Raw genomic sequence first — 11,716 nt, forward strand, 5'->3', positions numbered from 1 at the left:
TCGCCCGGTCAGCTGTCGGCGGAGAGGCCACCCGGCAGCGCCAACGCGACCGTGAGGTCGAGCAGGCTGCGCGGGTCGGTGAGCCGGTCGCCGAAGAGCTGACGCAGCTGCCCCATCCGGTAGCGCACCGTCTGGGGATGCACGAACAGGTCGGCGGCGATGTCGTCGCGTCGCCCCTGGTGCAGCAACCAGGAGCGCAACGTCTCGGTGAGCCGTTCCGCGGTGGCCGCGGGCAGCTCCGCCAGCGGTTGCAGGACCCGGGCCCGCAGGTCCGCCAGGGCCTCGGCGTCGGCACTGAGCAGCAACTCGGCCAGGTGCCGCTCGGTGTCCAGGGGGTCACCGTCGGCGGGTGGGGCGATACCCAGACCGAGCACCCGTACCATCCGGCGGTAGGACGAACTAGCCTGCGCCCACGGGCGAGCCGGGCCGAGCACCGCGCGGCGGCCGTGCAGCACCCGGGCGAGTTGGCGGCGCCGGTCACCGTGCATGTTCGGCACCAGCAGCACGACGGTCTCCTCACCGGGCTCACCGGCGGGCAGATCCTCGCTGCTCTCCAGGGTGTGCTCGCCCAGCAGCGCCAGGGCGCCGCGCAGCTTCGCCTGCGGCAGCAGCACCACGGTGAGGGTCTCCGGGACCGGCCAGTTCGCCCGCTCGGCGCTGCGCAGCAGCACCTCCTCCGGCTCACCGGCGAGCAACTGCTGGGCCAGTCGTTCCAGGTTGCGGCGCTGGGCCCGGCCGGCGCTGGCCAACTCGTCGGCGTGCCCGGCCACGCTGGCCGCGGAGAGTTCGTCGATGTAGGCGAACATCAGCTCGGCGAACTCCGCGACCGTGGCCGCCGGCAGCCCGAGAGACACCGTGGCCGCGGCCATCTCCCGCCAGGAGACCCGGGCGCCGATGCGGTAGGCGGCCAGCAGGGCGTCCACACTGCGGCCGGAGCGGGCCTCACCGCTGCCGAGCGCGTACGCCGCCTCCAAGGCCGGCACCAGGGGAGTGCTGGCGACACTGGCGTGCGGACGTTCCAGCAGTTGCAGGAAGGTGCCCAGCGCGATCTGCACGGCGTTCTCGATCTTGTCCCGCATCTGACCGGTCAGGGTGCCGGAGTAGCTGGGCACCTCGGCCGTGATCGCGCTCACGGTCTGCGCGGCTACCGAGGGTAGCCGGTCGACCAGTTCGCGGGCGACCCGCCGCTCAAGCTCAAGGCGGGCCACCCGTTCGGTATTTCCGGAGTTCTCCGCCACGTTGTTCTCCCCGCACAAAAGGGATGGACTGCTTTACCTTCGCTGGCCAAGATTTTATGCCAGCGGGCCGCGAGGATCGTTATATGACCGCCACCGCTCCGCCACCGGGCACGAAGGGAACCTTCCGGCACCGCCTGATGCGGCTCGTCGAGACGGTGACCACCCCGGTACTGCCCGCGGACTACCTAGACATGGTCGCCCCGCTGCGGGCCGGCGCCGACCTGCGCGGGCGCATCGTCGAGGTCCGTCCGGAGACCCCGGACGCGGCGACCGTGGTGATCCAGCCCGGCCGCAGCTGGCGCGGCCACCAGCCTGGCCAGTACATCCGGCTCGGGGTCGACGTCGACGGGGTACGCCGCTGGCGAGCCTACTCGGTGACCTCCCCGCCCGGCGGACGGACCGACCCGATCTCGGTGACGGTCAAGGCCATCCCCGACGGGGTGGTCAGCAACTACCTGGTGCGACGGGTCCGCCCCGGCACCATCGTGCAGCTCGACCAGGCGACCGGTGACTTCGTCCTGCCCCAGTCGGCGCCGTCGCGGGTGTTGTTCCTCACCGCCGGCAGCGGCATCACCCCGGTCGCCGGGATGCTGCGCAGCGGCGCCCTCACCGGCAGCGACGTGGTGCTGATCCACTCCGCGCCGACCCCGGCCGACGTGGTGTTCGGCGGGGAGCTGCGGGAGTTGGCCGCCCAGGGTGTCATCCGGCTGGTGGAACGGCACACCGCCGTCGACGGCCTGCTGGACGTGGCCGAACTCGACACCCTGGTGCCGGACCACTGCGAACGCGAGACCTGGGCCTGTGGCCCGGTCGGTCTGCTGGACGCGGTCGAGCAGCACTGGGCCGCGCGGGGCGCCACCGACCGGCTGCACACCGAACGCTTCCGGCCTACCATCATCACCGCCGGTGACGGCGGCACGGTCACCTTCACCCGCTCGTCGGTCACCATCGAGGCCGACGGCGCCACGCCTCTGCTCGACGCCGGAGAAAATGCCGGCGTGTTGATGCCCTCGGGCTGCCGGATGGGTATCTGTTACGGCTGTGTGCTGCCGATGCGCCAAGGCGCGGTCCGTGACCTGCGTAACGGGCAGCTCACCACCGCCCTGCCGGGCGACGGCGTACGCGTGCAGACCTGCGTGTCGGCCGCGGCCGGCGCCTGTGAACTCGAAATTTGATCGGAGAACGTCGACGTGACCGTCATCCAGAAGAAAGCCGTCAACCCGATCGCGCACCTCAGCGCCGAGGACATCGAAACCCTCGGTAAGGAGCTCGACGCCATCCGGGAACGGGTGATCGCCGACCGGGGTGAGCGGGACGCCGCCTACATCCGCAAGGTCATCTCGACCCAGCGCAAGCTGGAGGTCGGCAGTCGGGTCGTGCTGCTGTTCTCGCTGTTCCCGCCGGCCTGGATCGTCGGCACCGCCGGGCTGTCGCTGGCGAAGATCCTGGAGAACATGGAGATCGGGCACAACATCCTGCACGGCCAGTGGGACTGGATGCGCGACCCGAAGATCCACTCGACGACCTGGGAGTGGGACCACGTCAGCCCCGCCGAGCAGTGGAAGCAGTCGCACAACGAACTGCACCACCGCTACACCAACGTCGTCGGCAAGGACAACGACCTCGGCTACGGCATCATGCGCGTCGACGAGGACCAGCCCTGGCACCCGGCGCACCTGGGTCAGCCGTTCTACAACTTCGTCAACGCCTGCTTCTTCGAGTACGGCATCGCCGCGTACGACCTGGAGCTGCGCGAGAAGCTCAAGGACGGCAGCTTCAAGAACGACCCGCAGTTCCGCGCCAACCTGAAGGCTACCGGCCGCAAACTGCGCCGCCAGGTGCTCAAGGACTACGTGCTCTTCCCGGTACTGTCCGGTCCGTCGTTCTTCCACACCATGGCCGCCAACTTCACCGCGAACCTGATCCGCAACCTGTGGAGCCACGCGGTGATCATGTGCGGGCACTTCCCCGAGGGAGTGGAGACCTTCGAGAAGACCTCGATCGAGGGTGAGAGCCGCGGCGAGTGGTACCTGCGGCAGATGCTCGGCTCGGCCAACATCAGCGGCAGCCGGCTGATGCACATCATGACCGGCAACCTGTCGTACCAGATCGAGCACCATCTCTTCCCGGACCTGCCCAGCAACCGCTACCAGGAGATCGCTCCCGAGGTGCGGGCCCTGTTCGACCGGTACGGGCTGAAGTACGTCACCGGCTCGCTGCCCCGCCAGGTCTTCTCCGCCTGGAAGAAGATCTTCCGGCTCTCCCTGCCGAACCGTCGTCAGCGCGGCGTCATCGAGGAGAACCCGACCCCGGCCCTCGTTCCCGCCGGCACCTGATCCCGGTACGCCCTGCGGTGGCGCGCCGCTCGGCCGGGTTGAACCCGGCTGGGCGCGCGACCACCGCAGCGCCGTCTGATCAGTGCCTACTCGGGTAGTTCTGCGCCGACTGGCGACCCCGTACGAAGGCCAGGACGATCACCGCGGCCAGCGCGATCAGCCCGATGATCACCAGCCAGCGGACGGCCTCCAGGACCAGGCCGAGCAGCAGGATGATTCCCCCGACCACCCCGACGACCCACAGCAGCGCACGCATTCCTTTACCTCCCGAACCCGCCGCCGGTGGATCCGGACGGCCTACCGGGTCAGCTACCCGGCAAAGGCCCAGCTCATGCCGAATGGCGGCGGTGGGCAGGGGAGCGCTGTCGCACTGACGGTCAGCGAGGCATCGACGCAACGCATATCCTGTCCGCCGATCCGCTCGCCGGAAGGGAAGCGATGCCGTCGCGGCAGGACCAGCTGCACTCGTACCAGTTCACCCTCCAGCGGGTGGTCGCCGCGCTGGTGATGCGGGAGACCGACCCCGCGCAGTCACCGTTTCGCCGGCTGGCCGGGGCGGGCCTGGCCAGTGTCCTGGTGGCCGTCATCGGGCTGGGCGGCTTCGCCCTCTACGGCCTGTTCACCGGTGGCGGCGCCACCTGGCGCGACACCGCGGCCGTCATCGTGGAGAAGGAGTCCGGGGCCCGGTTCGTCTACCGGGAGGACCGACTGCACCCGGTGCCCAACTACACCTCCGCCCTACTGGTCATCGGGGCCGAACAGCCGAAGACCGTGCTCGTGTCGCGGCGGGCCATCGACGGGGTACCCCGAGGTCTGCCCCTGGGCATCGCGGACGCCCCCGACTCGTTGCCGGCGGCCGACCGGCTCTCCACCGCGCCCTGGACGGTCTGCTCGACCGGCCCGCAGGCCGGGCGGCGCGATCCCCGGTCGGTGCTGCTGATCGGCACCGGCGACCCCGGCGGTCAGCCCCTGCGCGACGAGGCGCTGATCCTGCGGGACCCGGACGGTCGGCTGCACCTGGTGCGCCAACAGCGCCGGCACCTGATCCGTGACCCCGACCGGGTGCTGGCCGCCCTGGCCACGACCCGGGCCCGGGCCGTCCCGGTGGCCGCGGCCGTGCTCAACACCGTGCCCGTCGGGCTGGATCTGGCCCCCCTGAACCTGCCCGGCCTGGGGGAGCCCTCCGACCGGGTGGCCGACTCCCGGATCGGGGACGTCCTGCTGGTCAGCAACTCCGGCGGCGCACGACAGTACGCCGTGGTGCTGCGCGAAGGACTCGCCGGGGTCACCGAGTTGCAGGCCGCCCTGCAACTGACCCGGACCGGCCAGCGGGCCCCGGAGCAGATCAGCCTGGGGCGGTTCGCCGCCCTGCCGAAGCTGCCCGATCTCGCGCCCACCGGCCCCGAGGCGCCCCCGAGCGCGCCGCCCCGACTGGCCGCCCCCGCCTCACCGGTGCTCTGCGCCATCGTCGGTACCGAGGCGGCCGGGGTGGACCTGCGCCTGGACGCCACAGTGCCGGACCTGACCGCCGCCACCCCCACCGTCGGGGCGACGGCCGGTCGGACGGTGGCCGATCATGTGCTGGTCGAGCCGGGGCGAGGGGCCCTGGTCGAGGCCGTGGCGGCCCCGGGAGCGTCCGGTGGGGCCCTCTGTGTGATCACCGACCTGGGGCGGCGCTATGTGCTCGCCGCCCCCGAGGTCGCCGCCATGCTCGGCTACGGGCAGACCCGTCCCGTCCGGCTACCGGCGGGCCTGGTCAGCCTGGTCCCGGCCGGGGCCAGCCTGGACCCACAGGCCGCCCGTCGGGCCGTTACCTCCTAGGCGGCCCGGCCGCCAGCCCGTGACCCGGCCATCTGCTCGGCGCACGCCAGCGCTCGGGCGGTGGCCTCGGCGGTGGCGGGCAGCAGTGGTGGGCGCGGCGCCGGTGACGGGATGCGCCCCTGGGCGTGCAACACCGCCTTGACCACGACCGGGTTGGGTTCGGCGAACAGCGCCGCCGAGAGGGTGGCGAGCCGGTGCCCGAGCGGCCGGGCGCGGGCGAGGTCCCCGTCGCGCCAGGCCGCGACCAGGGCGGCGTAGTCGGCGGTGGCCAGGTGCGCGGAGGCGAGGATGCCGCCGGCTGCACCGAGGGCCAGCAGCGGCGAGAGGTACGCGTCCTCGCCGCCGAGCACCGCGAAGTCCGGTGGCAGATCCGCGAACAGGGCGATGGTGTCCGCGTCGATGCCACCGACCGCGTGCTTGACCCCCACCACCTGAGGCAGGTCGGCGACGCGACGCAGCGCCCCGGCGGACAGGGCCTGCCCGGTGCGGTACGGCACGTGGTAGGCGACCAACGGCACCGGGGAGAGCTGCGCCAGCCGGACGAAGTGCGTCAGCACGGCCTCCTCGCCGGGGCGCAGGAACGGCGGCACCAGGCACAGCGCCGCCGTGACGCCGGGCCGCCCGGCCAGGGCACGCAGCTCCTCGGCGGTGTGCGCGCCGACCATGAACCCGGCGTGGTGCCGCCGACAGGCCGCCCCGACGATGTCGAGCACCGTCCGTTGCTCGGCGGCACTGAGTGCGTGCGGTTCGCCGGTTGTGCCGAGGGCCACCAGACCGTCGGCACCGTCGGCGAGCACCTGGTCGGCCAGGCGGGTCAGCGCCTCCTGGTCGATCTCGCCGCGCGTGTCGAAGGGCGTGATCAGCGGTACGTACAGTCCGGTCGGTGTCATGCCATCAGCCTGCGACCGCACAGGGTGAAGCACCAGTTCCGATTGTTCCAGCAATCCGTAAGCTGAGCTGATGCTTGACGTCCGTCGCCTGCGTCTGCTGCGCGACCTGGCCCGCCTCGGCACCATCGCCGCCGTCGCCGAGGCCCACACCTACTCACCGTCCGCGGTCTCCCAACAGTTGGCCGCGCTGCAACGGGAGACCGGCGTCGTGCTCCTGGAACGAGCCGGTCGAGGGGTACGCCTCACCGCCACCGCGACGGCACTGGTGCGGCACACCGAGGTGATCCTCGCCGGGCTGGAGGCCGCCGAGGCCACCCTGGCCGCCGCTCGGGGTGGACTGCTCGGCACGGTACGCATCGGGGCGTACCCCAGCGCGGTGCGTCCCCTGCTGCTGCCCGCCCTGGTCGAGCTGGCCCGCGAGCACCCCGGGTTGGATCTGCTGGTCACCGAGCTGGATCCGGTGGCGGTGCCGGCCGCGCTGCGTGAGCGTCGTCTGGACGTCGCCCTCGTGCACGACTACGACATCGTGCCGGTGCCGCCCGATCCGGCACTGGACTCGACCCCGCTGCTGGACGAGACGGTGTTCCTGGCCCTACCCGCCGCCCACCCGGTGCCCGCCGATCCGATGCGCGCGGTACGCGACGCCGACTGGATCATCGGCAGCCCGGGAACCCTCTGTCACGCGGTCACCCTGCACGCCTGTGAACTGGCCGGATTCCGCCCCACCGTCCGCCACCACGCCGACGACTTCACCGCCGTACTGGCCCTGGTCGCCGCCGGTCAAGGGGTCGGCCTGGTGCCCCAGTTGGCCGTCGAGGGACCACCCGCCGGCACCCGCCTGGTCCCCCTGACCATCCGCCGCCGCACCCGGGTCGCGTACCGACAGGGCTCCGCCGACCATCCCGCAGTACTCGCCAGCATCACCGCCCTGCGCGGCGCCGCCACCGATCTACCCGAAGCGCAGCCGCCCAGCTGAAGATCGCCACCCCAACACTGGCCGCACCAGTGCCCAACCCTTCGCCGCCTCAACGTTGATCAAGAGGTTTGCGTCACCAACAGCGAAGTCGACGACGCAAACCTCTTGATCAACACGGGCCGAAGGGGTCGCGGCGCCGGGGAGGGCATCAGCGTGGGCCGGGCCAGTGGTAGGTGAGGTCGGGCTCGTTCTCCTCGTTGCGGCTGCCGTCGTTGCTGTCTACCGGGCGGAAACCGTGTCGTTCGTAGAACGCTCGCGCCTCGGTGTTGCGGGCGAAGACGCGGAGGCTGAGCCCACCCGGGCCGGCCTGCTGCGCCTGGGCCAGCAGGGCGGTTCCGATGCCCTGCCGGCGGGCCTCGGGCCGCAGGTACAGGTGTTCCAGCAGGTCGCCGTCGAGGGCGGCGAAGCCGAGGATCTCGCCGGTCGTCGTGGACTCGGCCACCCAGGTGGTGCTGCCCGGCAACATCACCTGGGCGATCCACGCCCTGGTCTGCTCGTCGTCGTACAGTCGCGGAAGGTAGGGCATGGCGGCTGCCCGGGAGGCCAGGAACACCTCGGTGACGGCATCGGCGTCGCTGTCGAGGGCACGCCGGATCACGAAGGGGTCCGTCGCGCCCGATCGGGGGGTGTTCACGAGGCGGGGCGGGCGCCCCGGACGGCGTACCGGTGCATCGTCACGCCCTGGTCGAAGGAGGCCTGTTCCAGCAGGTCCAGCTGCAAAGGCTCGTCGTGGCTGTCGAACAGCGGGCGGCCGCTGCCGAGCACGACCGGATGGGTGAACAGCAGCAACTCGTCGAGCAGCCCGGCCCGCAGCAGTTGGGTGGCCAGGGTGGCCCCGCCGACCCCGATGACACCCTCGGTCTCGGCGCGAAGCTTCGCCAACTGGGCGATCGCGTCCTCCCCGCCGATGATCCGGGTGTTGTGCTCGGCGTGCTCGCGGGTACGCGACACCAGCACCTTGGGCGTCGAGGTCCAGATCTCGCCGTACTCGCGCAGGAAGTCCGGCAGCGAGTCGTCGTGGCGGGCGGCCGGCCAGAAGGCCTCCATCGTCTCGTAGATGGTGCGTCCCTCCACCGCCAGCGACATCGCCCTGGCTCGCTCGTTGAAGACCCGGTGCAGCGACTCGGTGATGCGCATCCAGTCGCCGCCGCCCGCCTCGCCCGGGGCGTACTCGATCCGCAGGTCGAGGGAGACGTTCATCCAGTACACGAACCGACCCGGCATCCTGGTCCTTCCGGCGACGACGACATGCTGCTGCCCGCCGACGACCGTAGTGGAATCGATCGGCCGATGGTTGCCCGAAACGCGATCAGCGCAACACGAGCAGATCGAGGGCGTCGATCACCGGTCCACCGTCCACCTGGGCGGCCCGGTGCAGTCGCCGCAACCCGGCGGCGTACGCCTGGTCGTCGATCAGTTGCAGCAGGGTGTGCGCCTCCCGCCGCAGGCCGGCTGCGGCCTCCCGCAGCGAGGCGGCGGTGAGTTGGGGTACCTGCTCGACGGCAACGGTGGCGAAGCCCGCCTCGGCGAAGGCGGCCTCGACCTCCGCGATGCTCGGATAGGTGTCGAGCACCCCGATGGCCTCCGGGAAGTAGCGGAACAGGCTGATGCCCTCGGGTCCAGGTCGAGCACCCGCATCCCCGGGTGGGGTCCAGGTGCCGGATCGTGGCGGCCCGCCAGGCGGCGAGACCGTATTCGGTGAGGTGCCGGTTGGCCTCGAAGGCCGCCGCGTCGGCCGCGTTGTATGCAATCCGCGCCATACCGACCAGTCAAGTACCGCAACCCACTCACCAGCAAGCAGTACATGGCACAGGTCACCGGGAACGACCGACGAGGTCAGGTCTGGTGGAGTCCCTGCTCGTACCAGGCGATCTTCTCCGCGACCCGGGCCTGCCAGAGCCGGAGCTGGTCGATCTGGGTCTCGACCGCGGCGGCGTGTTCGCGCAGCAGGGCTAGCCGGTCGGTAATGGTGTCGGGGTCGCGGCACAGTTCGCCGTAGCGGCGCAGCCGCTCGATGGGCATCCCCGCGTCCCGCAGGCACCGCAGAAAATCCAGGGTGGACAGGTCACTGTCGCGGTAGATCCGGTGTCCACCGGGGGTACGCGCCACCGGCGCCAGGATGCCCTCCCGCTCGTAGTACCGCAGGGTGTCGATGGAGAAGCCGCTGCGTCGGGCGGCCTCGGCGGGGGTGTACGTCGTCACCCGTGCGACCGTACCGCTTGACCTGGAGCGCACTCCAGGCTGAATCGTGGTCACATGACTTCGGCTCACCTCGATGAGACTCCACGGCCGCCCGTCTCCGCTCTCGTGCTCGGCGCGATGAACTTCGGCACCCTGGTGGACGAGAAGAATTCCTTCGCCCTGCTGGACCGGTTCGTGGAGGGCGGTGGCGAATGGATCGACACCGCCGACTGCTACACGTTCTGGCTGAGCCCGGACGGGCGGGGCGGGGACAGCGAGCGGGTCCTCGGCCGCTGGCTCGCCGCCCGCCCCGGCGTGCGGGAGCGGGTACGCATCGCGACCAAGGTAGGCGCGGAACCCCTGTGGCAGGGCTCCTGGCCGCAGCACCGGGCGGGGTTGAGTCGCCGGGCGATCAGCGAGGCCTTCGCCGGCAGCCTGGACCGGCTGGGTGTCGAGCAGGTCGACCTGCTCTGGCTGCACCAGGAGGACCGGGCCACCCCCATCGAGGAGAGTGTGGACGCGATCGCCGAGCAGGTCGCCGCCGGCACCGTACGCCGGGTGGGTGCCTCGAACCACCCGGCCTGGCGCATCGAACGGGCCCGGGCGTACGCGGCCACCCGGGGCACCCTGCCGATCGACGCCCTCCAACTGAACGCCACCTATCTGCGGGTACGTCCCGGCACCCGGCCGGACGGGGTGGTCCACCCGCACGGGGTGCTCAGCGACGAGCAGCTCGACTTCGCCCGCGCGCACCGGATGGAGGTCTGGGCCTACACGCCACTGCTCACCGGGGCGTACGACAACCCGGCCAAGCCGATCCCGCAGGTCTACGACCACCCGGGCAACACCCGCCGACTGGCGGCGCTTCAGGAGGTGGCCCGCGACACCGGCGCCACCCGCAGCCAGGTGGTGCTCGCCTGGCTGGTCAGCCAGGGCATCCGGCCCATCCTCGGCGGCAGCAGACTGCACCAGCTCGACGCCGCCCTGGAGGGGGTGGCGCTCACCCTCGACGAGGCGCACCTGGCCCGGCTGAACTCGGCGGACTGACCGCCCACCCCGGCCGACCCGGCCCTGGCCTGCGGCACCGGGCCGTGCCTCGGGCCAGGGCCGGGTCGGCCGCCCCCGTAGGGACCGGTCCCGCCGGTACGCCGACCTCCGCCGGCCGGACCGGTCAATGACGTCGCAGGCCGGACCGGTCAGCGAGTTCAGGCCGGTAGGGGCCGGTCGCGGCGGGCCTCGGCCAACAGGTCGGCCCACCAGCGCAGCTCGGCCAGGCTCGCGGTCAGACCCTGGGTGAGCTCCGGCTCCGGGGTGTAGCGGTCCCGGTCGTCGAGGAACTGCCACGGTGTACGCAGACCCGTCGCCCGGCGGGTGGTCACCACCCCCAGCTCGGCGAGCACCCCCCGCAGGTGCTCGATCGCCGCGTACCCGCCCTGCACGCCGTAGGCCACGACGGTCGCCGGCTTGAACCGCCACTCGCCGTAGTGCCAGTCGATGAGCCGTTTCAGGGCGGCGGGGTAGCTGTGGTTGTACTCCGGGGTGACGAAGACGAACCCGTCGGCCGCGGCTATCCGGTCGGCCACCTCGCTTCTCGGTCCACCACCGGGCCACAGCAGACTGTCGTCCGGCAGGGTGACCTCGGCCAGGTCGATCAGATCGACTGCGGCATCGTCGATCGCGGCGACCACCCAGCGGGCGATCGTCGGGGCCATCCGCTCCTTACGGACGCTGCCCGAGATCACGGCGATGCGTACCTCGGCGGACTGGCGGTGGTGTTCGGTCGGAACGCTCATGTCCACCACCCTGCAACCTCAACATATGTTGAAGTCAACCGGTCTGGTGCCTATCCTGCCGCTCATGACAGTTCTCCGGCAGCCCACCCTCAGCGTCAGCGAGGTCGCCGCCGACAGCGGTGTCGCGCCGTCGGCCGTGCGGTTCTACGAGAGCCACGGGATCGTCACCGCGGTACGCACCACCGGCAACCAACGTCGCTTCGACACCTCCGCCGCCTGCCGGATCCAGGTGGCCAAGCTCGCCCAACGGGTCGGCCTGAGCGTGCGGGAGATCGCCGAACTCTTCACCGACCTGCCGCCCGACCCGCAGCCGGAGGACTGGCAGCGGGTGGCGGGTCAGCTGGTGACCGAGGTCGAGCAGCGGGTACGCCACCTCAAGGCCCAACTCGCCGCGATGGAGAGCGGGGCCAAGCTGTGCGAGATCGGGCGGGCGGAACCGGCACGCTGACCGCCCGGGCTTGACTTCACCCTAGGTTGAAGG

At 71.5% G+C, this 11,716-nt stretch carries 13 protein-coding genes and 1 pseudogene; 6 read left to right on the forward strand and 8 right to left on the reverse strand.

Going from position 1 to position 11,716, the window contains the following annotated elements; genetic code table 11:
• Nucleotides 1–8: 8 nt before the first annotated feature.
• Nucleotides 9–1,238 carry a PucR family transcriptional regulator gene (locus ACLQ2T_RS26355; RefSeq protein ID WP_425769047.1) on the reverse strand — a complete coding sequence of 410 codons (1,230 nt, stop codon included), beginning with the start codon at nt 1,236–1,238 and terminating at the stop codon, nt 9–11.
• A gap of 83 nt (nt 1,239–1,321) precedes the next feature.
• On the opposite strand from ACLQ2T_RS26355, the gene ACLQ2T_RS26360 reads away from it, so the two are divergent.
• Both ACLQ2T_RS26360 and ACLQ2T_RS26365 read left to right on the forward strand, forming a co-directional pair.
• Nucleotides 1,322–2,413, forward strand: a complete 1,092-nt coding sequence (locus ACLQ2T_RS26360; protein WP_425769048.1) for a ferredoxin reductase — start codon at nt 1,322–1,324, stop codon at nt 2,411–2,413.
• 15 nt (nt 2,414–2,428) lie between these two features.
• Nucleotides 2,429–3,574: a fatty acid desaturase family protein gene (locus ACLQ2T_RS26365; protein ID WP_425769049.1), complete on the forward strand. Its 1,146-nt coding sequence runs from the start codon at nt 2,429–2,431 to the stop codon at nt 3,572–3,574.
• A 79-nt stretch (nt 3,575–3,653) separates the two neighbouring features.
• On the opposite strand, the gene ACLQ2T_RS26370 is transcribed toward ACLQ2T_RS26365, so the two are convergent.
• Nucleotides 3,654–3,830 (reverse strand): hypothetical protein, encoded by a 177-nt coding sequence (locus ACLQ2T_RS26370; protein ID WP_425769050.1) that lies wholly within the window; start codon nt 3,828–3,830, stop codon nt 3,654–3,656.
• Between the two features lie 182 nt (nt 3,831–4,012).
• Between ACLQ2T_RS26370 and eccB the strand changes: the two genes are divergently transcribed.
• Entirely contained in the window at nt 4,013–5,395 is a 1,383-nt protein-coding gene (gene eccB / locus ACLQ2T_RS26375; RefSeq protein ID WP_425769051.1) for a type VII secretion protein EccB, read from the forward strand.
• Here the strand turns inward: eccB and ACLQ2T_RS26380 are convergent.
• Nucleotides 5,392–6,285, reverse strand: a complete 894-nt coding sequence (locus ACLQ2T_RS26380) for a dihydrodipicolinate synthase family protein (RefSeq protein ID WP_425769052.1) — start codon at nt 6,283–6,285, stop codon at nt 5,392–5,394. The genes eccB and ACLQ2T_RS26380 overlap by 4 nt on opposite strands.
• 70 nt (nt 6,286–6,355) lie before the next feature.
• Here ACLQ2T_RS26380 and ACLQ2T_RS26385 point away from each other — a divergent pair, with 70 nt between their 5' ends.
• Nucleotides 6,356–7,261, forward strand: coding sequence for a LysR family transcriptional regulator (locus ACLQ2T_RS26385; protein ID WP_425769053.1), 906 nt, complete (start codon nt 6,356–6,358; stop codon nt 7,259–7,261).
• A 148-nt stretch (nt 7,262–7,409) separates the two neighbouring features.
• Here ACLQ2T_RS26385 and ACLQ2T_RS26390 read toward each other — a convergent pair whose 3' ends face one another.
• From ACLQ2T_RS26390 to ACLQ2T_RS26405, 4 genes and pseudogenes are all read right to left on the reverse strand, one after another.
• The gene (locus ACLQ2T_RS26390) at nt 7,410–7,859 is read right to left on the reverse strand and encodes a GNAT family N-acetyltransferase (RefSeq protein ID WP_425769054.1); all 450 of its coding nucleotides are present in this window, start codon (nt 7,857–7,859) and stop codon (nt 7,410–7,412) included.
• Between the two features lie 32 nt (nt 7,860–7,891).
• Complete coding sequence (locus ACLQ2T_RS26395) at nt 7,892–8,485, reverse strand: dihydrofolate reductase family protein (RefSeq protein ID WP_425769055.1); 594 nt, start codon at nt 8,483–8,485, stop codon at nt 7,892–7,894.
• Nucleotides 8,486–8,570: 85 nt separating this feature from the next.
• Nucleotides 8,571–9,021: pseudogene (locus ACLQ2T_RS26400) on the reverse strand (hypothetical protein).
• Between the two features lie 76 nt (nt 9,022–9,097).
• On the reverse strand, nt 9,098–9,463 hold the full coding sequence (locus ACLQ2T_RS26405) for a MerR family transcriptional regulator (RefSeq protein WP_425769056.1): 366 nt from the start codon (nt 9,461–9,463) through the stop codon (nt 9,098–9,100).
• 54 nt (nt 9,464–9,517) lie between these two features.
• Here ACLQ2T_RS26405 and ACLQ2T_RS26410 point away from each other — a divergent pair, with 54 nt between their 5' ends.
• On the forward strand, nt 9,518–10,489 hold the full coding sequence (locus ACLQ2T_RS26410) for an aldo/keto reductase (protein WP_425769057.1): 972 nt from the start codon (nt 9,518–9,520) through the stop codon (nt 10,487–10,489).
• Between the two features lie 158 nt (nt 10,490–10,647).
• Here ACLQ2T_RS26410 and ACLQ2T_RS26415 read toward each other — a convergent pair whose 3' ends face one another.
• Nucleotides 10,648–11,235 carry an NADPH-dependent FMN reductase gene (locus tag ACLQ2T_RS26415; protein ID WP_425769058.1) on the reverse strand — a complete coding sequence of 196 codons (588 nt, stop codon included), beginning with the start codon at nt 11,233–11,235 and terminating at the stop codon, nt 10,648–10,650.
• A gap of 64 nt (nt 11,236–11,299) precedes the next feature.
• Here ACLQ2T_RS26415 and ACLQ2T_RS26420 point away from each other — a divergent pair, with 64 nt between their 5' ends.
• A complete protein-coding gene (locus ACLQ2T_RS26420; protein WP_425769059.1) occupies nt 11,300–11,683 on the forward strand; it encodes a MerR family transcriptional regulator in 384 nt (127 codons plus the stop codon).
• The last annotated feature ends 33 nt before the right edge of the window (nt 11,684–11,716 follow it).

Origin of the sequence: Micromonospora sp. DT229, from assembly GCF_049844505.1 — a bacterium.
Lineage (GTDB): Bacteria > Actinomycetota > Actinomycetes > Mycobacteriales > Micromonosporaceae > Micromonospora.